The organism is Streptococcus merionis DSM 19192, from assembly GCF_000380085.1.
GTDB lineage: Bacteria > Bacillota > Bacilli > Lactobacillales > Streptococcaceae > Streptococcus > Streptococcus merionis.
Map to the genome: position 1 here is coordinate 176,095 of NZ_KB904539.1, position 22,857 is coordinate 198,951.

Consider the following 22,857-nt stretch of genomic DNA (forward strand, 5'->3'; position numbering starts at 1 on the left):
TAATGGCTGGTGCGGTCTTGCTTGGTAATTAAATGATTTTGTAGAGGCTGAGACAGATGTACTCAGTCTCATTTTTTGTAGTTTGCCAAGTTTGATGCAGTAGTTGTATGGTTTATAAAATGAGTTTGAAACCAAAGTAATCCAAGCTCCTATATTTTTAGATTTAGTGGCAAGACGCAACGGTTGGGAGTAAGGCAACGAAGTCAATTTTAATGAAATCACGACTTCTTATACGTAATCTTCAACGATTATACGTTTTTGGAGTGAGGACGAGACCATCATGGTGGTCTGTCTCACTCCCTTTTTGGCTGTATCTTGTTTAGAAAGCTTTTCTTGAACTAGGAAAAATCCCCTACAATATGGTAAAATAAACTATAAATCTTTTAAAGGAGCTAGAATGAAAATTTCTGATGAAGAAGTACGCCATGTGGCCAAGCTGTCCAAACTCAGTTTCACTGAAGAAGAAACGACAGCTTTTGCGACGAGTTTGACTAAGATCGTTGATATGGTGGAATTATTAAATGAAGTGGATACAACAGGGGTGCCGATTACAACGACTATGGCTGAGCGGGTCAATGTCATGCGCGAGGATAAGGCGGAGGCTGGCTGGAGTTGCGACGAGCTTTTCAAAAATGTTCCTGAGCATGAAAATAACTTAATCAAGGTACCAGCTATTCTAGAAGACGGAGGGGATGCTTAATGACTTTGAAACATAAGACGGTTGGTGAGTTGCATGAGCTTCTCGTCAATAAAGAAGTATCGGTTGTTGAGTTGACCAAGGCGACCTTGGACGATATCAAAGCGCGTGAAGAAGCCGTCGGCAGCTTTATTACTATTGCCGAAGACGAGGCTTTGACTCAGGCTGCAAAAATCGATGAAAAAGGAATTGATGTAGATAATGTCATGGCAGGAATTCCTCTAGCTGTTAAGGATAATATTTCCACCAAGGGAATTTTGACAACAGCAGCTTCTAAGATGCTCTACAATTATGAACCGATTTTTGATGCGACTTCTGTAGCTAATGCTTATGAAAAAGATATGGTCGTTATCGGAAAGACCAATATGGATGAGTTTGCTATGGGTGGCTCAACCGAGACCTCTTACTTTAAAAAGACCAAGAACGCTTGGGATCAGACTAAGGTTCCCGGTGGGTCATCAGGCGGTTCTGCGACAGCAGTGGCATCTGGTCAAGTGCGTTTGTCACTCGGTTCGGATACGGGGGGCTCTATTCGCCAACCAGCAGCTTTTAACGGTGTGGTCGGAATGAAGCCAACCTATGGAACAGTGTCTCGTTTTGGCTTGATTGCCTTTGGGAGTTCCCTAGATCAAATTGGACCATTCTCGCAAACGGTTAAAGAAAATGCTCAGTTGCTCAATGTGATTGCAGGGCACGATGCCAAGGATGCCACATCAGCTCAGCTTGTGGTGGCAGATTATGCTAGCAAAATTGGTCAAGAGATCAAAGGACTCAAGATTGCACTTCCGAAAGAGTATATCGGTGAAGGGATTGACCCGCAAATTAAAGACTGTATTTTACAAGCAGCTAAACATTTGGAAAGTCTGGGCGCAGTGGTTGAGGAAGTCAGCCTTCCGCATAGCAAGTATGGTGTGGCGGTTTATTATATCATCGCTTCGTCTGAAGCTTCCTCAAACTTGCAACGTTTTGATGGGATTCGCTATGGTTTCCGTGCAGAAGATGCGACAAATCTGGATGAGATTTATATAAAGACACGCAGTCAAGGCTTTGGTGAGGAGGTCAAACGCCGAATCATGCTTGGTACCTTTAGCTTGTCATCTGGTTACTATGATGCCTACTTCAAAAAAGCTGGTCAGGTGCGTACACTGATTATTCAGGATTTTGAAAAAGTCTTTGCGGATTATGATTTGATTTTGGGGCCAACAGCTCCAACGGTGGCCTTTGATTTGGATAGTCTTAGCCACGATCCTGTTGCCATGTACTTGGCTGATTTGCTGACGATTCCAGTCAACTTGGCAGGTTTACCGGGAATTTCGATTCCTGCTGGCTTTGTAGAAGGCTTACCGGTTGGTTTGCAATTGATTGGACCAAAACATAGTGAGGAAACCATTTATCAAGTGGCAGCAGCCTTTGAAGCAACGACAGACTATCATAAGCAACAACCCGTGATTTTTGGAGGTGAAAATTAATGAACTTTGAAACCATTATCGGGCTTGAGGTCCATGTTGAATTGAATACCAATTCAAAGATTTTCTCCTCATCATCTGCGCATTTTGGAGAGGAGCCAAATGCTAACACCAATATCATCGACTGGTCTTTTCCAGGCGTCTTGCCAGTGATGAACAAGGGGGTGATTGATTACGGGATTAAGGCAGCTTTAGCTTTGAATATGGCTATTCACCAGCACATGCACTTTGACCGTAAGAATTACTTCTATCCTGATAACCCTAAGGCCTATCAAATTTCTCAGTTTGATGAGCCGATCGGCTATAATGGTTGGATTGAGATTGAGTTAGAAGACGGCTCTACTAAGAAAATTCGCATTGAACGGGCGCATTTGGAAGAAGATGCAGGAAAAAATACCCACGGGACAGATGGTTATTCCTATGTTGATTTGAACCGTCAAGGTGTGCCTCTGATTGAGATTGTGTCTGAAGCAGATATGCGCAGTCCAGAAGAGGCTTATGCTTACTTGACAGCCCTGAAAGAAATTATCCAGTATACAGGCATTTCAGATGTGAAAATGGAAGAGGGGTCTATGCGGGTTGATGCCAATATCTCTCTTCGTCCCTACGGTCAAGAAGCCTTTGGTACCAAAACTGAGCTGAAAAACTTGAACTCCTTTAATTACGTCAAAAAAGGGTTGCAGTATGAAGTCGAACGTCAAGCTAAGATTTTGCGTTCTGGTGGTCAAATTCAGCAGGAAACACGTCGCTATGATGAGGCAACTGGGGAAACTATTCTCATGCGGGTCAAAGAAGGATCCGCTGATTACCGCTATTTCCCAGAACCAGACCTTCCGCTATATGAGATTGACGATAACTGGATTGCAGAAGTTAAATCAACCTTGCCGAAGTTTCCTAAGGAGCGTCGTGCAGATTATAGGGAACGTTTGGGCTTGTCAAGCTATGATGCTAGTCAATTGACTGCAACGAAAGCCTTATCAGACTTCTTTGAAGCAGCTGTTGCGCTTGGTGGTGATGCCAAGCAGGTGTCCAACTGGTTGCAAGGAGAAGTAGCTCAATTCTTGAATGCCGAGCAAAAGACCCTGCCAGAAATTGCCTTATCACCAGAAAATCTGGTCGAAATGCTGGGTTTGATTGCAGATGGAACGATTTCATCTAAAATTGCTAAGAAAGTCTTTGTGCATTTGGCAAAAAATGGTGGTTCTGCGCGTGAATATGTGGAAAAAGCAGGCTTAGTGCAGATTTCAGATCCTGCTGTCTTGATTCCAATTATTCATCAAGTCTTTGCAGACAATGAAGCGGCTGTCGCAGACTTCAAGTCTGGGAAACGCAATGCGGATAAAGCCTTCACAGGTTTCCTCATGAAAGCAACCAAAGGACAAGCCAATCCACAAGTGGCTCTGAAACTCTTGGCAGAAGAGCTAGCTAAGTTGAAGTAAAAGAATCGGTAAAATTTTAAAAAACAGTAAAACTGCATGAAGATAACGGTTACTTACCGAAGATTTCATGCAGTTTTTATGGTTTATACGGGAGTGGTTCATTTGCAAAGACATAGGTCTAATCGCACTTTATACTCAATAAAAATCAAAAAGAAAACTAGAAAACTAGCTGAAGGCTGTGCTGACGTACGGTAATTTGCATTTGATTTTTGAAGAGTATCAAACGAAAGACTTGACTTGTAAAGATAGTCAATTGAATCAAGAATGGTACAACTATGCTAGAAACTTAAACCACTTTTCGTTCAAAAGCGTCGCTGGAAATTCCTTCTGCCAAAATCAACTTGGCCCACTCTTTAGCAGAATGGAGACTATGATCTTTGTAGTTGCCACAAGATTCGATGGTTGTCCCAGGAACGTCTTGCCATGTGGTTGACTCAGCGATTTCTTGGAGGCTGTCTTTAATCACACGAGCGATCGTTTCACTGTCGTGTTGACCCCACATGATCATGTGAAAGCCAGTTCTACAACCAAAAGGTGAGCAGTCAATCATGCCATCCATGCGTTTGCGAATCAGCATGGCTAACAAATGCTCAATGGTGTGTAGACCAGCAGTATCTATGGCATTGTGATTCGGCTGGAGGAGACGAATATCGTAGTTGGAAATGATGTCGCCTTTTGGCCCTTTTTCCTCACCAATCAAGCGCACATAAGGGGCTTTTACAATCGTATGGTCTAGTTCAAAACTTTCAACAATAACTTCTTTAGACATGGGAAGACTCCTTTTTTATTTGTTTTCATTATACCATAGCTTGTAAATTTCAATTGTGGATTTGATATATTTATGATATAATAGTAAGGAATTTGTCTAAATTCATTTTCTGGCTTATTGCAAGACATTTTAAGAAGAGCTGGAGTTTCAGCCTGATTATGATGAAGCTGAGATTGCCTGCTTAGCGGTAAGAGCAGCAAGCTAGAAAGGTCAACATTATAAAATAAAGAGGTAAAGACATGAACAATTTCATTATTGCTGTAGTCTTTGCGCTCATAGGTTTAGCAATCGGTGGCTTACTGATTTCTTTGAAGATGAAAGCTTTAAAGGAGGCAGCTGAGTTAGCACTTCTAAACGCTGAACAAGATGCAACTAATCGTCGCTCTCAAGCAGAAAGACAGGCAGAGGAACTTGTCCGAGCAGCTGAGCGTGATGTATTGACCCTCAAAAAAGAGGCGCAGCTTGAAGCTAAGGAAGATGCGAGAAAATATCGAGAAGATATCGAAAACGAATTTAAGTCTGAAAGACACGAGTTAAAACAAGCAGAAAATCGTTTAGCAGAACGTTCTGTAAGTCTTGATCGTAAAGATGATAATTTAACAACAAAAGAGAAGACACTCGAGAAAAAAGAGCAGAGTCTCGCAGATAAAACTAAACATATTGATGAGCGTGAAGCAAAACTAACGGAGCTGGAAGCCCAAAAGGCTGCAGAGTTAGAAAGAGTCGCTCAATTGAGCCAAGAAGAGGCGCGAGATCTAATCCTCACAGACACCCGCCAAGGCTTGGATCATGAAATTGCAGGTTATATTAAAGCTGCAGAGGCAGAAGCCAAGGAGAAGGCTGATAAGGTTGCTAAGGATCTCTTGGTTCAGGCCATGCAGCGTATTTCTGGAGAATATGTCACAGAACAAACGGTGACCACTCTCCATCTACCTGATGAAAATATGAAGGGACGGATCATTGGTCGTGAAGGTCGCAACATTCGTACCTTTGAGAGTTTGACTGGGATTGATGTCATCATTGATGATACGCCAGAAACAGTCATCCTATCTGGTTTTGATCCTATTCGCCGCGAAATTGCCCGCATGACCATGGAGACCCTTCTCCAAGATGGGCGTATCCATCCAGCTCGCATTGAAGAATTGGTTGGGAAAAAACGTCTTGAGATGGATCAGCGTATTCGTGAATACGGTGAAGAAGCAGCCTATGAAATTGGCGCACCAAACCTGCATCCAGACCTGATTAAGATTATGGGTCGCCTGCATTTCCGTACATCATACGGGCAAAATGTTCTTCGTCACTCTATTGAAGTAGGTAAGCTGGCAGGTGTTATTGCAGGTGAGCTCGGTGAGAATGTAGCCCTTGCTCGTCGTGCTGGCTTCCTTCATGACATTGGTAAAGCCCTTGACCGCGAGGTTGAAGGTAGTCATGTTGAGATCGGTATGGAATTGGCTCGTAAGTTTAAGGAACATCCAGTGGTTGTCAACACGATTGCCAGCCACCATGGTGATGTGGAAGCTGAATCTGTCATCGCAGTCGTTGTTGCAGCAGCAGATGCACTCAGTGCAGCTCGTCCAGGTGCCCGTAGTGAGTCAATGGAAAACTATATCAAGCGTCTCCAAGACTTGGAAGAAATTGCAACAAGTTTTGAGGGTATTCATCAAGCCTATGCGCTTCAGGCAGGCCGTGAGATTCGGATCATGGTTAAGCCTAATATTGTCAAAGATGATAAAATGACAATTTTAGCACATGACATTCGTCAAAAAATTGAGAAAAACTTGGACTATCCAGGAAATATCAAGGTTACTGTGGTGCGTGAGACACGCGCTGTGGATTATGCCAAGTAAGCCCTGATAAGTCAGCTAAGTAACAGAAAAAGCACTTGATTTCAAGTGTTTTTTTTGTTAAACTATTAGGAAAGCAATTAAGGGAGTGAACATGGCTGAGCGTGGACTACTAATCGTTTTTTCTGGCCCATCAGGTGTCGGTAAGGGAACTGTTCGTAAGGAAATTTTTGAACATAAGAACAACAAGTTTAAATACTCGGTGTCGATGACAACGAGACCGCAGCGCCCAGGCGAGGTGGATGGTGTGGATTATCATTTCCGTACCCGAGAAGAGTTTGAAGAGTTAATCCGTCAAGGTCAGATGTTAGAGTATGCAGAATATGTCGGCAATTACTATGGGACTCCCCTTAATTATGTCAATGAGACCTTAGATCAAGGGACGGATGTCTTCCTTGAAATTGAAGTGCAAGGGGCGCTTCAGGTCAAGGCTAAGGTTCCAGATGGTGTCTTCATTTTTTTGACACCGCCTGACTTGGAAGAATTGCGAGATCGCCTAGTTGGTCGTGCGACTGATAGTGAGGAAGTGATCAATCAACGTATTGCTCGTGCCAAGGAAGAAATCGCCCTGATGCGCGAGTATGATTACGCGGTGGTCAATGATGAAGTCTCTCTAGCTGCTGAGCGTGTTCGGCGTATCATCGAAGCTGAGCATTTCCGTGTGGAGCGTGTGATTGGTCGCTATGCCGACATGATGTGTGCCCTCCCTGTTCAGGTCAAGTAAGAACGATAAGTAAAAGAATAGAAAAGAGATCAAGATTATGATGCTAAAACCGTCAATTGACACCCTTTTGGATAAGGTGCCGTCAAAGTACTCATTAGTTATTTTAGAAGCCAAACGCGCTCATGAGTTGGAAGCGGGTGCGACACCGACCCAAACCTTCAAATCAGAAAAGTCTACGCTTCGTGCCTTGGAAGAGATTGAATCTGGTAACGTTGTGATTCATCCAGATCCAGAGGCCAAACGTGAAGCGGTTCGTCGTCGTGCTGAGCAAGAACGTTTGCGCCGTGAAGAAGAAGAGCGCAAGATTAAAGAACAAATTGCCAAAGAAAAAGAAGATGGTGAAAAAATCTAAGTTGATAGATTCGTCAACTAAAACAGAATTATGGGGCTGGACGACTATCATCCAGCCTTATCTCTTTAGCATTTTTGTGGGAGAAGCGATAGAGTAATAAGGCTATGATGATAAGTCAGCTAAATTCGGTCTAAAAAGTTAAATTGAGTTTGGAATGACTAGGCCGTAGGCATCTGGATTTTCTTCGATTTCACCTGTGAAAATCCTAATTAGCAGCGGTCCATTGGTGCTAAAGCACCTAATGACCTGTGTAGGGGTAAGGCTAAGTTGGCACGGCCAACAAGTCTTACTCCCAACCTTGCGGGGTGAGAGTAAAATAATCCAGTGGATTATTTTAGCCCGAACCTAGAAATAAAAGAGTGAGGATAGTCGATTTCAATAATATCACGTCTTCTGTCTCACTCCCTGACTTACCGCCATTTTTCATCGGATTTTGAAACGACCTCATATCTTAACGAACTGAACACGCCCTAAAAAGCTAGATAAAATTCAAAAATTTCCTAGAGTCTACAGACTCGTCGTCAATTTTTTCATTTTTCCACACTTTTTTACGGGCTCATATCTTAGAATTGAATTCGGCCTAAAATCCTCGATAAAATTCAAAAACTTCCTCAAGTCCAGAGACTTGTCGTCTGTTTTTTCATTTTTCATCGGATTTTTAAACGGCCTCATATCTTAACGAACTGAACACGCCCTAAAAAGCTAGATAAAATTCAAAAATTTCCTAGAGTCTACAGACTCGTCGTCAATTTTTTCATTTTTCAACGCTTTTCTTAACGGGCTTTGTATCTTGATAACTGAACACGGGCTAAAATGCTCGGTAAAATGCGTGAGTTCCCTTGAGTCTTCGGGCTCATCGGTTACTCCCTTATTTTCCAACGCATTTTTCCACGCCCTTTGTATCTTAATAAAGGAGAAAGAATGGTTCGAATTGCAAAACTGATCGTAGATGTGCCTCTGATGCAAACAGATCAGCCCTACTCCTATCGGGTACCAACTGAGTTTGAGGACTTGATAGAAGCTGGTATGCGGGTTCATGTGCCTTTTGGCAACGGAAATCGCTTGGTTCAGGGACTTGTCATTGAGGTAGAAACGGGGAATGTGTCAGATCAGGATGGCTTGAAAGACATCGTTGAAGTCCTTGATGTTCGCCCCGTCCTCAACAAGGAACAATTAGTTCTGGCAGATCAGATGCGTGAGACCGTTTTTTCTTATAAAATTTCCATTTTAAAAGCCATGTTGCCTAATCTGCTCAATTCGTCCTATGACAAGTATTTGCGTGCGACAGAGCTATTGGCAGATGACGAGCGAGACGCTCTGTTTGGCCAAGAGGATCACATGCGTTTTACAGACTTATCTGTGGAGGCGCAAGTCAAGGTTATGCGCTTGGCTCAAGCTGGGAAAATTCAGGTTGAGTATATCGCAACAGATAAACAGCACATTAAAACAGAGAGCTGGTATAGGGTTGATAGTCAAGCATTGGAAGGATTTGAAATCAGTAACCGTGCTAAAAAACGTCAAGAATTGAAAACTTTTTTGCTAGAAAATCCTGAATCTGGGAAATTGGTGGATCTCCGACAGTCTTTTTCAGGCCCTGTGGTTAAGTTTTTCTTGGAACATGGTTTGATCCAAGAAGAGTTGCGCGAGGTTAGCCGAAGTCAGGCTTATTTTAAGGCGGTGCCATCAAGTCAGCCATTAAGGTTGAACGCTGAGCAATCAACAGCGGTAGCGGCTATAACAGCTAGTATAGGTCAAAAAGCACAAACGTTCCTTCTCCAAGGAATCACGGGTTCCGGAAAGACCGAAGTTTATTTACAGGTTATTGACCAAACTTTGAGACAAGGTAAGACAGCTATTATGTTGGTGCCGGAAATTTCCCTGACCCCTCAAGTGACTCAGAGATTTATCAGTCGCTTTGGAGAGCAGGTGGCTATTTTGCATTCAGGCTTATCAGATGGTGAAAAGTATGATGAGTGGCGTAAAATTGAGGCGGGCAAGGCTAAGGTTGTTGTTGGCGCACGCTCAGCGATTTTTGCACCCTTAACAAACATTGGCACAATCATCATTGATGAGGAGCACGAGTCTAGTTATAAGCAGGACAGTCATCCGCGCTACCATGCCAGAGATGTTGCATTGCTTCGGGCGGATTATAATAAGGCCAGTTTAGTTCTAGGCTCGGCTACGCCAAGTCTAGAAACCAGAGCAAGGGCCAGCAAAGGCCTTTACCAGAGGTTGGTACTCAGTCAGAGAGCTAATCCTCTGGCACAGGTACCAAGTGTGCAAATTGTAGATTTTAGAGACTATATCGGTGAGACTGAGGCTGGCAATTTCACTCCTTATCTGCTGGAAAAAATTGGGGAAAAATTGGCGCGAAAGGAGCAGGTTGTCCTTCTCCTCAATCGTCGGGGCTATTCTAGCTTTGTTATGTGTCGGGATTGCGGTACGGTTGATGAGTGCCCGAATTGTGATATTTCCCTGACTCTTCACATGGACACGAAACTCATGCATTGCCATTATTGTGGGTTTACCAAAGCCATCCCCCAGACTTGTCCCAACTGCCAGAGCCGGTCTATCAGATACTACGGAACAGGAACACAAAAGGCTGTTGATGAATTGCAGCTTCTTCTGCCAGAAGCACGGATTTTACGGATGGATGTGGACACCACTCGAGGTAAAGGAGCGCATGAAAGGCTGTTAGAGGCATTTGGGAATCAGGAGGCAGATATCCTTTTGGGAACCCAGATGATTGCTAAAGGGTTAGATTTTCCAAATGTGACCTTAGTTGGCGTATTAAATGCTGATACGGCTCTTAATCTGCCAGACTTTCGGTCGTCTGAGCGGACTTTTCAACTCCTCACTCAGGTAGCTGGTCGAGCTGGTCGAGCTGATAAGGCAGGAGAAGTCATCATACAAACCTATAACCCTGAACATTATGCTATTCGCTACGCCAAAGATCAAGACTACGAAGGCTTTTACCAGTATGAGATGAAATTACGTCACCAAATGCGTTATCCACCATATGTTTACACGGTTGGAATTAGCCTTTCGCACAAGGATGAGACTTTTGTGGTCAAGCAGGCTTATCGGGTCATGACTCTTCTGCGCGAGCATCTGTCTGACCAGATAGTCATTTTGGGACCAACTCCCAAACCCATTGCCCGAACGCATAACCTTTTCCATTATCAGATTTTGATTAAATATCGATTTGAAGAGCACCTGAGTCAGGTTTTGGATAACATTTTGGATCTGACTCAAGAGCGGGAAAATAAAGATCTCAAACTTTCGATAGACCATGAACCGCAAAATGTCATGTAACACCAAAGAACAGGCTAGTTTAAGGAAAACAGCCTGTCTTTTTGGTATAATAGAAGGGATTATACTCAAAGGAAATCAAAAGCTGCATCAGATAAAGAAATGGGAAAGAGGGCGATGCTCCTTTATGATGAGATAGTGATATGGATTTTGATTTTGATAGAGTATTGGTATGACAGAGATTTTGACACTTTGGTGGTAATACTCTTCAAAAATCAAATTTAAGCATTGTCACCTATGCGATAACTGTCCAAGAGTTGCGCACTATCAGATACAAAGCCCGTTAAAAACTCAAAGCAAAAATAGGAAAGAGACGAAGAAACTGTAGTTTCTAGGAGAAATTATACCTAAAGGTAGCCATATCCGTAAGCGAATAAAGTTCACAACGGCTACGTCTCATTTTTGCACAGAGTTTAGAGCGTGTTCAATCAGTTTGCTTTTTGATTTTTATTGAGTATAAAGTTAAAAAATGTGATTAGGAGAAAAGCCAGATGAAAATTATTTTTATGGGAACACCAGACTTTTCAGCAACGGTGCTTAAGGGAATTCTAGCTGACGGTCATTACGAGGTCGTTGCAGTGGTGACACAGCCTGATCGAGCAGTTGGCCGCAAGCGAGAAATGCGCATGACACCTGTGAAGGAAGTAGCGCTGGCTCATGATTTGCCGATTTTCCAGCCGGAAAAATTATCTGGTAGCTCAGAGCTTGAAGCGATTTTAGAGTTGACAGCAGATGGCATTGTAACAGCAGCTTTTGGCCAGTTTTTACCAGAGAAGCTCCTCAAAAATTTTAACTTTGCGGTTAATGTGCACGCATCACTTTTACCTAAGTACAGAGGTGGAGCGCCGATTCATTACGCTCTAATCAATGGGGAGGAACAGGCAGGTGTAACACTGATGGAGATGGTCAAGCAGATGGATGCTGGTGATATGATTGCCAGCAAGGCCATTTCGATTACTGATGCGGATAATGTCGGTACTCTCTTTGAAAAATTAGCTATCGTGGGTCGCGATCTTCTCCTTGAAAAGCTGCCAGCCTATGCAGCTGGTGAAATTCAGCCCATCCCTCAGGACGAGAGTCAAGTCACTTTTTCACCAAATATCACAGCAGAAGAAGAGCGCTTAGATTGGACCAAGACTAATCGTCAACTCTTTAATCAAATCCGAGGGATGAATCCATGGCCAGTTGCCCATGCACTCTTAGGAGATACTCGGTTTAAGATCTATAAAGCTAGTCCAGTCGATGGAGAAGGTCAGCCTGGTGAGATTATTGCTAAAACCAAGAAGGAGCTAATCATTGCGACAGGTCAAGGAGCCTTGCGTCTAGAAAGGGTTCAGCCTGCTGGCAAACCGCAGATGGCTATTAGCGATTTTCTCAATGGTGTTGGCCGCACGTTGGAGGTAGGTGATTATTTTGAGTAATAGCTGGCAAAAATCAGCTCGGGGGACTGCGCTCCTTGTTTTGGGTGAAGTCTTTGATCAAAAAGCTTACTCTAATCTTGCCCTTAATAAGGCTTTAACAGGCAGTTCTTTAAGTGCTCAGGATAAGGCACTCGTGACAGAATTGGTTTACGGTACAGTGGCTCATAAGCTGACGCTTGAGTGGTATTTGGCTCATTACATAGAAGACCGAGATAAACTGGACAGCTGGGTTTATCAGCTCCTTTTGCTCAGCCTTTACCAGTTGCTTTATCTGGATCGTCTCCCTGCTCATGCAATCGTCAATGAAGCTGTTCAGTTGGCCAAGGCCAAGCGGTCTCGTGCCGACAAATTTGTCAATGCTATCTTACGGAAAATAGACATCGCCAACTTGCCTGATTTTCAGACCATCAAACGTGTTAACAAACGGTATTCCATCCAGTATTCTCTACCAGTTTGGTTGGTCAGAACCTTGATCGAAACCTACGGGGAGAAACGGAGCCTTGCTATCTTTGAAAGTCTTGCCCATCGCAACAAGGCCAGTGTGCGTGTGACTAGCCCTGATCGGTTAGCTGAGATAGCTGAAGCGACAGAGAGCCAACAATCCGAGCTTTCGCCAGTTGGTCTGGTCAAGGCTAGTGGCCATTTTGCAGCTAGTCAGTATTTTAAAGAGGGACTTTTGGCTATTCAAGATGAGACCAGTCAGCTAGTGGCACCAATTATGTGTTTAGAAGGCTACGAGCAGGTCTTAGACGCTTGTGCGGCACCTGGAGGCAAGACCGTTCATATGGCTTCTTACCTGACAACAGGCCAAATCACAGCTCTTGATCTTTATGATCATAAGCTGGATTTGATTCGTGACAATGCGAAGCGCCTAGGGGTAATGGATAAGATTACTACTCAGAAATGTGATGCTAGAGATGTGCATCAAGTTTTTGGAGCGGATCGGTTTGATAAAATCTTGGTTGATGCGCCTTGTTCAGGGATAGGTCTGATTCGAAGAAAGCCAGATATTCGCTATCAAAAGGATTTAGCTGATTTTGAGAGTTTGCAAAAAATCCAGCTGGAGATCTTGGATAGCGTTTGTCAAACAGTGAAAAAAGGTGGTATAATAACCTATAGTACCTGTACGGTTATTCATCAGGAAAATTTTCAAGTGATCGAGAAATTCTTGGCAAACCACCCAGAATTTGAACAAGTGATGTTGCAACATGAGCGACAAGATATCATGGTGGATGGTTGTCTCCTCATCACACCAGAACTGTATCTATCCGATGGCTTTTTCATCGCACAGCTTAGACGAAAACTTTAACAATGGGAAGGAAACTTACCTAGAATGCAAATTTCATTATTAACCAATGTTGGGCAGAAACGCTCCAACAATCAAGACTATGTCAATGTTTATGCCAACAAACAGGGAGTTCAACTCATCATTCTTGCAGATGGTATGGGTGGTCACAGGGCTGGCAATATTGCCAGCGAGCTAGCTACGACAGAACTTGGAAGTTTATGGGTTCAAACAGCTATTGCTGACCTAAACAGTGTTCGTGAATGGTATGTAGAGCATTTAGAAGCGGTTAATCACACCATTCGAGCCAAAGGAGAGCAAGAAGAATTTCACGGCATGGGAACAACCCTTGAAGCGGTTGTTATCATTGATAATCAGATGATTTATGCCCACATCGGAGACTCTCGGATTAACCTGATTCGAGGAGAAGAGCTAGAAGTGTTAACTAGCGATCACTCACTGGTTAATGCCCTTCTTAAGGCAGGTCAAATCACTCCTGAAGAGGCAGCTGCTCACCCACAGAAGAACATCATTACCCAGTCAATTGGTCAAAAAGATCCTGTGGAGCCAGACATTGCTATAAAGACCTTGGAGATGGGGGATTATATCGTTATCAATAGTGATGGCTTGACCAATATGATTTCCAATCAGGATATTTACGACATCATGGTTAGCGACGTTTCCTTGGATGATAAGGCAGAAACCTTAATTCGCTTTGCTAATAATGCAGGAGGTTTGGATAACATTACAGTCGCACTTGTCTACATTGACAAGGAGGAGAGCTAATGATTCAAATCGGGAAAATATTCGCTGGACGGTACAAGGTTATTGAGCAAATTGGCCGAGGTGGAATGGCGGATGTTTATCTGGCAAGAGACCTCATTCTAGACGGCGAGGAAGTTGCAGTCAAGGTCTTAAGAACCAATTACCAGACAGATCAGGTAGCGATTCAACGTTTCCAGCGTGAAGCGCGAGCCATGGCTGATCTGGATCATCCAAATATCGTCCGCATTAGCGACATCGGAGAGGAAGATGGCCAGCAGTACCTAGCCATGGAATATGTTGATGCCTTAGACCTTAAAAAATATATTCAAGATAAGGCACCTTTTTCAAATGAGGAAGCCGTTCGTGTTATGGCACAGATCCTCTTGGCCATGCGGCTTGCTCATCAGCAAGGTATTGTCCATCGCGATATCAAGCCACAAAATGTCCTTTTGACAAAAGAAGGCACCGCTAAGGTGACCGATTTTGGGATTGCAGTCGCTTTCGCAGAAACCAGCCTAACTCAAACCAATTCCATGCTAGGCTCTGTTCATTACCTGTCACCTGAACAGGCGCGTGGTTCAAAAGCCACAGTCCAAAGTGACATTTATGCCATGGGGATTGTTCTTTACGAAATGCTGACGGGCCATATTCCTTATGACGGGGATTCGGCTGTTACCATTGCACTTCAGCATTTTCAGAAACCTCTGCCATCAATCATTGCAGAAAATCCAAAAGTCCCTCAAGCTCTTGAAAATGTTGTCATCAAAGCGACAGCAAAGAAGTTATCTGACCGTTATCAAACTGTAGAGGACATGTATACAGACCTGGTGACTTGCTTGTCGCCGAGGCATCAACTAGATCGTAAACTAATCTTTTCAGACAATAAAGTAGACAGTAAAGTATTGCCAAAAGTGACACCTCCTCCTCAAGAGGTTTCGCGCCAAGAAGAGTTGCGTGTGCCTGAGGAAGAATACTCGCATCCCTATGAATCCAATGACGACTACAAACCTAAACGTCGGATGCGTATGCGGTTTAAAGTGCTTTTTGGGGCTATTTTCTTGACACTTTTAGCTTTAGTGGCAATTTTCCTGACCAGTCCTACAACAGTGATAGTTCCAGATGTTGCAGGACAAACGCTGGAAGCAGCACAACAAACGCTTGCTAAGGCTGGCTTGAGAGTTGATCAAGTGCGTAAGGAATCTAGCGATACCGTCCCTGAAGGAACAGTTATCGCAACTGATCCTGAGAGTGGAACCAGCAAGCGCAAGCATTCTTCTGTCAAGATTATTGTATCCAAAGGAGATCGTGATTTTACTTTGGAAGATTATGTCGGTCAAGCCTATAGCGATGTGGTCAATGCCTTAACTGAGCGAGGTGTGGATGAATCCTATATCAAACTGGAAGAGGTTGAAAACGGAGACCATCAGGTCGGAACCATTATTGAACAGTCGCTTGAAGCAGGGACTTTGTATGATTTAGATAAACCTAAGAGAATCACTTTTAAGGTTGCTAAAGCGCAGTCTACTGTCATGATGCCTAATTTGACTGGCTTAACCTATAAACAGGCCGTCAACGTTCTGGTTGGATTGGGGATTAAAGCCAATCAAATCACCACTGTTCCAGAAGCAATTAGTGCCACAGCAGTTGTAGAATCCCAGAGTATCTACGCTTTCACAGAAATTTATCCAGAAACGGTTAATATCGTTCTTCATTTTGCTGCAGAGGAATCAACATCGTCGTCTTCTACCAATGCTTCCTCAACAAGACCGACAAGATCATCTAGCAGCACTGAACCGTCATCCGATACCGATACGGATGCGTCAACTGATGACGATAATGCTGGTGAATAATTAAAAACGTAGGGTCTGTATCCAGAAAGCTATTCCATAAAAGTTAGACAAATCGTATCAAAAGCGACTGTCTAACTTTTTTTGACTCTCAAAAACGAGTATTACTCTGTCAAGATCAATATCTGATGTTGCTACTTCACCATAAGAAACCACCGTCCTTCCCTTTTTAAGCCTTTGGGTAGAAATTCCACCCCTAGACGGATTCAAAATATGTATTTTTTGGTAAAATAAGAATACTAGAATATAGGGACTGATTATGAAAAAAATACAACTTTTTTTGACCATTGAAGCGATTTTGCTAGCGATGGCCTTGCTGGACATTATGTCGACAGATTTTCCGCGCTTTGTCCTACTTCTCTTCTTACTCATCTTAGGGATTCGCTTTTATCTTGGGAATGATTCGGGCAATCTTGTACTGACCAGTGCAGCCCTCTTGCTCTTTTTTACCATTATGGCTAATCCCTATGTCATCTTGGCGATTATTTTGGGAGTCATTTACATGATGATCAACTCCTTTTCTCGCATGCAAAAAAGGGAAAATTATCAGTTTATCCAGATCGACCAAGCTCCGAGACGCGTTAAACGTGAACGCATGCAGTGGTTTGGTAATCAGGATTACTTTAGCGAAAGTACGGTTTACCCCTTTGATGATGTCAATATTGTCCGTGTTTTTGGAAACGATGTGATTGATTTGACAGAAGTTGCATTGGCTGGTATGGATAATGTCATTCTCATTCGAAAGACCTTTGGCACAACACGGATCGTTGTTCCTGTTGGGGTGGAAGTTGATTTGACGACCTCTGCCGTTTATGGCCATTTGGAGTTTTTAGACTTAGTCGGAACAGATTTACGAAATGAATCTGTCAAATTCCAGAGCCATGATTTTTTAAACGCTCAAAAGAAAGTCAAGATTGTTTGCAACACGCTTTTTGGTGATATTGAGGTAAGTCGCCAATGAGAAAATCACAAGTTTTACTGATATTCGTCTACTCAGTGGTGATTGTCTTTATGATTGCAACGACTGTGACGTCACTTTTTCAGATAGATTTGCTGAGCTATGCAGACAATCCTTTCTTCTTGTCGCGATTTGGATTGATCATCGGACTCTTTGGCCTTTCTTTATCCATGGTTGTTCTCGTTTTGCTTCAAATCGCAACCCTGAATACGCGTTATCAGCTCAATCGTCAGCTCAAACGGATTTTGAATAATCAGCCCTTGCGCAAACAAGCAGATGACGAGTATAGCTTGATTCTCCAGCGTTTGTCTAACAAGATGAACGAAGTGACAACCAGTTTACAACAGATTGAAAATGGAGAACTTGAAAGTAGGGAAACCATCGTTGAAGAAGAAAGAAAGCGTGTGGCTCGTGACCTGCACGATACAGTCAGTCAAGAACTCTTTGCAGCAAGTATGATTCTCTCAGGCCTCTCAGGTCAGCTGCCCGCTCTGCAAAAGGAACAAATTGGACAGCAATTACAAACGGTCAGTGGTATTCTAGACTCGGCCCAAAAAGAGTTGCGAATTTTACTCTTGCATTTGAGGCCGCTTGAGCTTGAAGGCAGAACGCTGGTAGATGGCTTTCACCTCATTCTCCAAGAAGTTAAGGATAAGAGCGATGTTAAAGTCATTTTTAACCACGATGATATTACGATTCCGAAAAATATGGAAGCTCACATTTTTCGAATTGCCCAAGAATTTATCAACAATACTCTGCGCCATGCTCAAGCCAAAAACTTAGCTGTCTATCTTTTTCAAAATGACCATGAACTGCAACTACGGATGACCGATGACGGGATTGGATATGACCCGCAGGAAATTGGTGAAGTTAGCTATGGCTTGAAGAATATCAGAGAGCGCGTGGCTGATATGGCTGGTACAGTGAGAGTAACAACAGCTCCCCGCAAGGGTGTAGCCATGGATATACGAATTCCAATTATGAGGAGGAGAGACAATGAACACGATTAAAGTTATTTTGGTTGATGATCACCAGATGGTTCGATTAGGTTTGAAAAGTTATCTGGATATGCAAAGCGATGTTGAAGTGATTGCTGAGGCAGATAATGGTCGTATTGGTGTTGAAAAGGCCTTAGAATTAAAACCAGATGTCATTATCATGGACTTGGTCATGCCTGAGATGACTGGAAGTGAAGCGACGCTGGCTATTTTGAAAGAATGGCCAGAAGCGAAGATCTTGGTTTTGACCTCTTATTTGGATAATGCCAAAATTTACCCCGTCTTAGAAGCAGGGGCTAAAGGCTATATGCTCAAGACTTCCAGTGCGGATGAAATTCTAAATGCCATTCGTAAAGTAGCAGTCGGAGAAGTTGCTATTGAGACAGAGGTTGACAAGAAAGTCCAAGACATCAACGTCAACGCTCCCTTGCATCAGCAACTGACTGCTCGCGAACGCGATATCCTGGCCCTTCTGTCCAAAGGCTATGACAATCAACGGATTGCTGATGAAAGCTTTATCTCCCTCAAAACTGTCAAGACCCATGTGTCCAATATTCTGGCTAAACTGGATGTTTCTGATCGGACTCAAGCAGTTGTCTATGCCTTTGAGCACGGCCTTGTAGAAGATGATAATTAGCACTTGTCAAAAATCACATGAGTTGACCATGCTGGACTCAATTTACCTAAGGTTTCCTTGTTTCGTTAGATATTGATTTTTGTAAACTAAAAAAGTGGCACACAAACAATGCTTGAGACTCTAAGATGAGTTGCTCAGCCAAAGTTGTGTGTCACTTTTTTATGATTTACGAATTTGTTCCGTTCATAACATCAGCCGTTTGGGCGATTTCATTTCTATAGGCAATGTTATCTTGGATTTTGAAAAATGGAAAATAGACAGCTGTCGAGAGTGATAAAATAATGATTTGGATCAGTGCTCCCTGCCAACCCCCAACCATAAATCCTGAAATGATAGCCGGTGTGCTCCAAGGAAGGATAATGCCTGAAAATGGAGCCATAAAGCCTACTGCAATCGCTAAATAAACAATGATAGCTGACAGAACAGGAACCAGTACAAATGGGATAAACATAACAGGGTTCATAACGATTGGAAGCCCGAAAACAATAGGTTCATTAACATTAAAAATAGTTGGCAGAAGAGCGACTTTTCCTAGTGCCTTGTATTGTTGTGACTTCGCTGAGAGGAGCATGGCAATAACAATTCCAAATGTAATGCCAGAACCAGATAGAATTAAAAAACTGTCTAAAAACTGCTGGGTGACAATATGTGCCCCATTTGAGACACTCAGCTCGCCACTAGCTAACAATGCTTTATTGGCATCAAGATTAGAGAGTAACAGAGCTGTGACGATACCATTGACAACTGACTGTCCATGGACACCGAACCACCATAATAAAGAGATAAAAAAGGCGATACCGATTGCTCCAGGAAGGGAACTTGTTAAGCCTTGTAGCGGTGTTTGAATAACGTTATAGATCAGCTCAATAAAGGTGCCACCATTTGTCAAGGCTTTAGAGATGATATAAATTAGCATAGCTAATAAGAAGATGACAAAGGCTGGAACCATCGCTTCGAATTGTTTGGCAATGACAGCAGGAACCTGCTTTGGCATTTTAATAATGAATCTTCTCTGAATAAAGTAGGAGTAGATAGCACCGACGCTCAGCCCTATAATAATCGCTCCGATGATACCTTGTCCCCCGAACCATACTTTACTAATGGCATCGCTAATTGGTTCACCAACATCAGGAACATAGGATGATTTCAGAGTGATAAAAAATGCAGATAAAGACAGTACACCTGATGGGAGAGGTTCAACCTGACTATTTTTAGCATAGGAATAACCAATTGAGAAGCAGGAGACTAACCCCATAATGGCAAAAGTCCCCGCATAAACCTGCATAAAAGGTTCAGTCCATTCTGCTCCAAAGACACTGGCAATAGTACTGTTGAGGTTTTCAAAAGGCAATTGTCCAATAATGAGAAAAATACTGCCAACAACCGTTAAAGGTAAGATAGCGAGCATCCCATCTTTAAGAGCAATGACACCTTTCATATTAACAAATCGGGTAATAGGAATAATCCACTTTTGTAACTTTTCTTGATTCATCATGCGCCCTCCGCTACTTGGCTATCTTGGTAAAGTTTCATGGCTAGATTAAGAACCTTATGACCATCTAACATGCCGTAATCGCTCATAGGAATAACGGCAATAGGAACATGATGTTCTTTACAGATCGCTTCGGATTGAGAGAAGGTATAAGCAATTTGCGGTCCGAGCAAAACAACATCGTAGTGAGTGACAAGATCTTTTAATTTAGGTTGGCCATGAGCTTCAATAGTAATAGATAGCCCTTGTTCTTCTGCTGCAAGTTCAATATTGTTAACCAGCATACCTGTTGAAAATCCAGCTGCGCAAAATAATCCAATTTTAACCATTATCGTTTCTCCTTTTTTAAATATGTTTTTGACAAACTTCTTTTCTCAGCTCAATGATTTCTCTGATAAGATTGATTTCAGTAATAGTGGTCATGAGATGATCTTGAGAGTGAACGAATAAGCCTGTAATGTCTTGCTTATGTCCATTTGCTTCTTGAGCAAGATAGGATGTTTGAAGATTGTGCGCTTCTAAGAGCGCTTGGTCAGCAAGCTCTAGCTCACTAGATGTCTCATCGAATAAGCCCTCCTTTGCTTTTTGCAGTGCTAAATACGCATGCTGCTTAGCATCACCCGCATTTAAAATCAGCCCCATGATCAATTGATCGGCTACAATCATTTCCATTTGGAAACCTCCTTTTTAGTTTTGAACGAAACTTTAAAAGTTTTTTTAGTAATTAAAAATTATCACAGCTTCATCACACTGTCAATAGAACTCTCAGTTGCGATAGATTCTTGCACATTTGTGCAAAATGAAACAAATAAATGCTAAAAAAGAGCTGGTCAGACAAGTCTTGTGCCTGTCTAACCAGCTCTTTTAGATGAAATATTTAATTTGAAACAGTGTTACACTTGTCAAAAATCTTGTTATCTTGCCTTACTGAATTCTCGTTCTGATTACAGTTTTGTTGGATAAAGATTGCTAGCTAAAGCATATTTTCATGAGATTCTATGTCAAGGGAATTTCAAATCAGAACGTTATATTTGGGGATAAAAATTGTCGTTTTCAAGACGTAGGATATCTAGCATCGTTTTTTTATCGGTGATAAGGTAGTCAAGTCTTTTCTGATTCAGCGCGGATTGGATAGCAGCAACTTTATGTGCACCATAAGCTATCGCTATAACATTTGGAACGTAAAATAGTTGGTCCAAGCTGAGCCCAATTGTTCTTTTTTGCAGTTCGGGATAGATGACTCTACCTTTTTGGTCAAAGAAGCGACAGCAGATATCTCCGACAGCATTAGCAGCTATCAGAATCTGTCTATCGTACATTGATAGCTGATCCCTCCATTGACTGGCAGTTTCGAAGCTATCTGAGCCTATCCCGATAATGGCCACATCTAAGGAGTTCCATAAAAATTGCAGGGTTTTAAATTCTTCCGTTTTTAAAATATCCTTAGCCATGTGAGTATTTGGCTGTATCGCAGTGACATTGATATATTTAGTTTCTCCGTGAAATTTACGCGCTAGTTTATAAATCAAGGTATTAACATGATAACGGGTGTTAATGTGGCTCGGACTTCCAGCTAAGGGGCAAAAGAGGAGATCTTTTGATTGTCTGGGTTTGATAGCATCAATGGCTTTACTAACGGAAGCACCCCACGATAATCCCACGATGTCGCCATCTGAAATAACATTGCGAATAACTGCTGAGGCGCGTTTGGAGATGGCTTCAGCCAATGCCTTATCAGTAGGATAGTATGAATTAGAAACAATTTCGATTCGCTTAAGGTGGTATTTCTCTTTACAGTATTCTTCAAGCGCAAATGTTTCAGGATTATAGTTATTGATCGTTATCTCAACAATGCCCTCTTTTTTGGATTTTTCCAGCATTCTACTGACAGTACTGCGATGGATGTTAAGTTCTAGGGCGATCTCACTTTGCGTTTTATTTTCTATATAATATAAATAAGCCACTTTAGCTAACACCCTTTGAGATTCGTTTAGCATAAGACTCCTTACCATTAAAAGTAACAATGAATATTCTTTTCTTGGAAAATGGCCTGATAGTCAAGGAGATCCTCAGGATGAAGCGCTTGTTCATCAGCCATTTCATAAGTTCGGCCTAAAAGTTTATATTTATTCTCTCCAAATTGATGAAAGGGCAGCAACTGAACTTGACGAATATCCAGTTCGTCAAATAATTCAGAAAAAGCTCTCGCATCCTCCAAGGAATTATTAAAATTGGGGATAACTGGAATCCGTAAGACAATCTCTTTACCAGTTTTAAAAGCATAATGGATATTTTGGATAATTTGCTCATTTTTAACGTGAGTGACTCTTTTATGCTTGAGACTGTTGTAATGCTTCAAATCGGTATAAATAAAGTCGACGTACTCAATCAAAGTAACGAATTGTTCATGTTTTGCAAAAGCCGTTGTTTCGATAGCGGTGTGAAGACCAAGCTCCTTAGCTCTTTTAAGCAGTGCTAGCGCAAAATCAAATTGGGCAAAAATTTCACCACCAGAAAGGGTCATCCCTCCGCCGGATTCTTCATAAAAATCCCAATCTTTTAAGACCTCGTCCATAATCTCATCAACAGTTTTAACCTCGCCAACGAGTGTTTCTAAATTCGGATTGGTGGCGTCCTGCATGGTTTCAATGCTAGCTTTTTGAGATTCTGGATTACTACACCATGGGCACCGCAAAGGACACCCTTTCAAAAAAACAGTTGTTCTAATACCCGGTCCATCGTGAATACTGAAATGTTGAATATTAAAGACGATCCCTTTTTCTTGTCTCATATAGTCGCTCTCCTTTTTGATACATCCTAATTTTACTATCTAAACGAAACTTTGTCAATT

20 protein-coding genes are annotated in these 22,857 nt (G+C 42.4%); 14 read left to right on the forward strand and 6 right to left on the reverse strand.

Going from position 1 to position 22,857, the window contains the following annotated elements; genetic code table 11:
• Nucleotides 1–397: 397 nt before the first annotated feature.
• The 3 genes from gatC to gatB are packed head-to-tail and all read left to right on the forward strand — an operon-like array spanning nt 398 to nt 3,602.
• Nucleotides 398–700: an Asp-tRNA(Asn)/Glu-tRNA(Gln) amidotransferase subunit GatC gene (gene gatC / locus A3I5_RS0102685; protein ID WP_018373084.1), complete on the forward strand. Its 303-nt coding sequence runs from the start codon at nt 398–400 to the stop codon at nt 698–700.
• A complete protein-coding gene (gatA, locus tag A3I5_RS0102690; protein WP_018373085.1) occupies nt 700–2,166 on the forward strand; it encodes an Asp-tRNA(Asn)/Glu-tRNA(Gln) amidotransferase subunit GatA in 1,467 nt (488 codons plus the stop codon). The genes gatC and gatA overlap by 1 nt, the downstream gene beginning before the upstream one ends.
• Nucleotides 2,166–3,602: an Asp-tRNA(Asn)/Glu-tRNA(Gln) amidotransferase subunit GatB gene (gene gatB / locus A3I5_RS0102695; protein WP_018373086.1), complete on the forward strand. Its 1,437-nt coding sequence runs from the start codon at nt 2,166–2,168 to the stop codon at nt 3,600–3,602. The genes gatA and gatB overlap by 1 nt, the downstream gene beginning before the upstream one ends.
• Nucleotides 3,603–3,888: 286 nt before the next feature.
• Here gatB and A3I5_RS0102700 read toward each other — a convergent pair whose 3' ends face one another.
• Nucleotides 3,889–4,371: an S-ribosylhomocysteine lyase gene (locus A3I5_RS0102700; protein WP_018373087.1), complete on the reverse strand. Its 483-nt coding sequence runs from the start codon at nt 4,369–4,371 to the stop codon at nt 3,889–3,891.
• A gap of 239 nt (nt 4,372–4,610) precedes the next feature.
• Between A3I5_RS0102700 and A3I5_RS0102705 the strand changes: the two genes are divergently transcribed.
• From A3I5_RS0102705 to A3I5_RS0102765, 11 genes are all read left to right on the forward strand, one after another.
• Nucleotides 4,611–6,218, forward strand: coding sequence for a ribonuclease Y (locus A3I5_RS0102705; protein WP_018373088.1), 1,608 nt, complete (start codon nt 4,611–4,613; stop codon nt 6,216–6,218).
• Between the two features lie 91 nt (nt 6,219–6,309).
• Nucleotides 6,310–6,939 carry a guanylate kinase gene (gene gmk, locus A3I5_RS0102710; RefSeq protein WP_018373089.1) on the forward strand — a complete coding sequence of 210 codons (630 nt, stop codon included), beginning with the start codon at nt 6,310–6,312 and terminating at the stop codon, nt 6,937–6,939.
• 37 nt (nt 6,940–6,976) lie between these two features.
• Complete coding sequence (rpoZ, locus tag A3I5_RS0102715; protein WP_018373090.1) at nt 6,977–7,291, forward strand: DNA-directed RNA polymerase subunit omega; 315 nt, start codon at nt 6,977–6,979, stop codon at nt 7,289–7,291.
• A 921-nt stretch (nt 7,292–8,212) separates the two neighbouring features.
• Complete coding sequence (locus A3I5_RS0102725; protein WP_018373092.1) at nt 8,213–10,606, forward strand: primosomal protein N'; 2,394 nt, start codon at nt 8,213–8,215, stop codon at nt 10,604–10,606.
• 488 nt (nt 10,607–11,094) lie between these two features.
• Entirely contained in the window at nt 11,095–12,024 is a 930-nt protein-coding gene (fmt, locus tag A3I5_RS0102735) for a methionyl-tRNA formyltransferase (RefSeq protein WP_018373094.1), read from the forward strand.
• Nucleotides 12,017–13,333 carry a 16S rRNA (cytosine(967)-C(5))-methyltransferase RsmB gene (gene rsmB / locus A3I5_RS0102740; protein WP_026216890.1) on the forward strand — a complete coding sequence of 439 codons (1,317 nt, stop codon included), beginning with the start codon at nt 12,017–12,019 and terminating at the stop codon, nt 13,331–13,333. The genes fmt and rsmB overlap by 8 nt, the downstream gene beginning before the upstream one ends.
• Nucleotides 13,334–13,357: 24 nt before the next feature.
• Nucleotides 13,358–14,095 carry a Stp1/IreP family PP2C-type Ser/Thr phosphatase gene (locus A3I5_RS0102745; RefSeq protein WP_018373096.1) on the forward strand — a complete coding sequence of 246 codons (738 nt, stop codon included), beginning with the start codon at nt 13,358–13,360 and terminating at the stop codon, nt 14,093–14,095.
• A complete protein-coding gene (gene pknB, locus A3I5_RS0102750) occupies nt 14,095–15,924 on the forward strand; it encodes a Stk1 family PASTA domain-containing Ser/Thr kinase (protein WP_018373097.1) in 1,830 nt (609 codons plus the stop codon). The genes A3I5_RS0102745 and pknB overlap by 1 nt, the downstream gene beginning before the upstream one ends.
• 256 nt (nt 15,925–16,180) lie before the next feature.
• Nucleotides 16,181–16,882 (forward strand): cell wall-active antibiotics response protein LiaF, encoded by a 702-nt coding sequence (liaF, locus tag A3I5_RS0102755; protein ID WP_018373098.1) that lies wholly within the window; start codon nt 16,181–16,183, stop codon nt 16,880–16,882.
• Nucleotides 16,879–17,889: an envelope stress sensor histidine kinase LiaS gene (locus tag A3I5_RS0102760; protein WP_018373099.1), complete on the forward strand. Its 1,011-nt coding sequence runs from the start codon at nt 16,879–16,881 to the stop codon at nt 17,887–17,889. Before liaF ends, A3I5_RS0102760 begins: the two co-directional genes overlap by 4 nt.
• Nucleotides 17,876–18,514 carry a response regulator transcription factor gene (locus A3I5_RS0102765; RefSeq protein ID WP_018373100.1) on the forward strand — a complete coding sequence of 213 codons (639 nt, stop codon included), beginning with the start codon at nt 17,876–17,878 and terminating at the stop codon, nt 18,512–18,514. The genes A3I5_RS0102760 and A3I5_RS0102765 overlap by 14 nt, the downstream gene beginning before the upstream one ends.
• A gap of 166 nt (nt 18,515–18,680) precedes the next feature.
• On the opposite strand, the gene A3I5_RS0102770 is transcribed toward A3I5_RS0102765, so the two are convergent.
• From A3I5_RS0102770 to A3I5_RS0102790, 5 genes are all read right to left on the reverse strand, one after another.
• Nucleotides 18,681–20,006, reverse strand: coding sequence for a PTS sugar transporter subunit IIC (locus A3I5_RS0102770; RefSeq protein WP_026216891.1), 1,326 nt, complete (start codon nt 20,004–20,006; stop codon nt 18,681–18,683).
• Complete coding sequence (locus A3I5_RS0102775) at nt 20,006–20,335, reverse strand: PTS sugar transporter subunit IIB (RefSeq protein WP_018373102.1); 330 nt, start codon at nt 20,333–20,335, stop codon at nt 20,006–20,008. Before A3I5_RS0102775 ends, A3I5_RS0102770 begins: the two co-directional genes overlap by 1 nt.
• A 16-nt stretch (nt 20,336–20,351) precedes the next feature.
• Entirely contained in the window at nt 20,352–20,678 is a 327-nt protein-coding gene (locus tag A3I5_RS0102780; protein WP_018373103.1) for a PTS lactose/cellobiose transporter subunit IIA, read from the reverse strand.
• 353 nt (nt 20,679–21,031) lie between these two features.
• The gene (locus A3I5_RS0102785) at nt 21,032–22,003 is read right to left on the reverse strand and encodes a sugar-binding transcriptional regulator (protein WP_018373104.1); all 972 of its coding nucleotides are present in this window, start codon (nt 22,001–22,003) and stop codon (nt 21,032–21,034) included.
• 14 nt (nt 22,004–22,017) lie between these two features.
• Nucleotides 22,018–22,797, reverse strand: a complete 780-nt coding sequence (locus A3I5_RS0102790; protein WP_018373105.1) for a glycyl-radical enzyme activating protein — start codon at nt 22,795–22,797, stop codon at nt 22,018–22,020.
• Between the last annotated feature and the right edge of the window lie 60 nt (nt 22,798–22,857).

Bases quoted from the DNA above. Each gene is read 5' to 3' on its own strand.
- gatC (WP_018373084.1), top strand. From the start codon at position 398: ATGAAAATTTCTGATGAAGAAGTACGCCATGTGGCCAAGCTGTCCAAA.
- A3I5_RS0102775 (WP_018373102.1), bottom strand. From the start codon at position 20,335: ATGGTTAAAATTGGATTATTTTGCGCAGCTGGATTTTCAACAGGTATG.
- gatA (WP_018373085.1), top strand. From the start codon at position 700: ATGACTTTGAAACATAAGACGGTTGGTGAGTTGCATGAGCTTCTCGTC.
- A3I5_RS0102725 (WP_018373092.1), top strand. From the start codon at position 8,213: ATGGTTCGAATTGCAAAACTGATCGTAGATGTGCCTCTGATGCAAACA.
- A3I5_RS0102785 (WP_018373104.1), bottom strand. From the start codon at position 22,003: ATGCTAAACGAATCTCAAAGGGTGTTAGCTAAAGTGGCTTATTTATAT.
- gmk (WP_018373089.1), top strand. From the start codon at position 6,310: ATGGCTGAGCGTGGACTACTAATCGTTTTTTCTGGCCCATCAGGTGTC.
- A3I5_RS0102700 (WP_018373087.1), bottom strand. From the start codon at position 4,371: ATGTCTAAAGAAGTTATTGTTGAAAGTTTTGAACTAGACCATACGATT.
- fmt (WP_018373094.1), top strand. From the start codon at position 11,095: ATGAAAATTATTTTTATGGGAACACCAGACTTTTCAGCAACGGTGCTT.
- rpoZ (WP_018373090.1), top strand. From the start codon at position 6,977: ATGATGCTAAAACCGTCAATTGACACCCTTTTGGATAAGGTGCCGTCA.
- A3I5_RS0102770 (WP_026216891.1), bottom strand. From the start codon at position 20,006: ATGAATCAAGAAAAGTTACAAAAGTGGATTATTCCTATTACCCGATTT.
- A3I5_RS0102705 (WP_018373088.1), top strand. From the start codon at position 4,611: ATGAACAATTTCATTATTGCTGTAGTCTTTGCGCTCATAGGTTTAGCA.
- A3I5_RS0102745 (WP_018373096.1), top strand. From the start codon at position 13,358: ATGCAAATTTCATTATTAACCAATGTTGGGCAGAAACGCTCCAACAAT.
- A3I5_RS0102760 (WP_018373099.1), top strand. From the start codon at position 16,879: ATGAGAAAATCACAAGTTTTACTGATATTCGTCTACTCAGTGGTGATT.
- pknB (WP_018373097.1), top strand. From the start codon at position 14,095: ATGATTCAAATCGGGAAAATATTCGCTGGACGGTACAAGGTTATTGAG.
- A3I5_RS0102790 (WP_018373105.1), bottom strand. From the start codon at position 22,797: ATGAGACAAGAAAAAGGGATCGTCTTTAATATTCAACATTTCAGTATT.
- gatB (WP_018373086.1), top strand. From the start codon at position 2,166: ATGAACTTTGAAACCATTATCGGGCTTGAGGTCCATGTTGAATTGAAT.
- A3I5_RS0102765 (WP_018373100.1), top strand. From the start codon at position 17,876: ATGAACACGATTAAAGTTATTTTGGTTGATGATCACCAGATGGTTCGA.
- liaF (WP_018373098.1), top strand. From the start codon at position 16,181: ATGAAAAAAATACAACTTTTTTTGACCATTGAAGCGATTTTGCTAGCG.
- A3I5_RS0102780 (WP_018373103.1), bottom strand. From the start codon at position 20,678: ATGGAAATGATTGTAGCCGATCAATTGATCATGGGGCTGATTTTAAAT.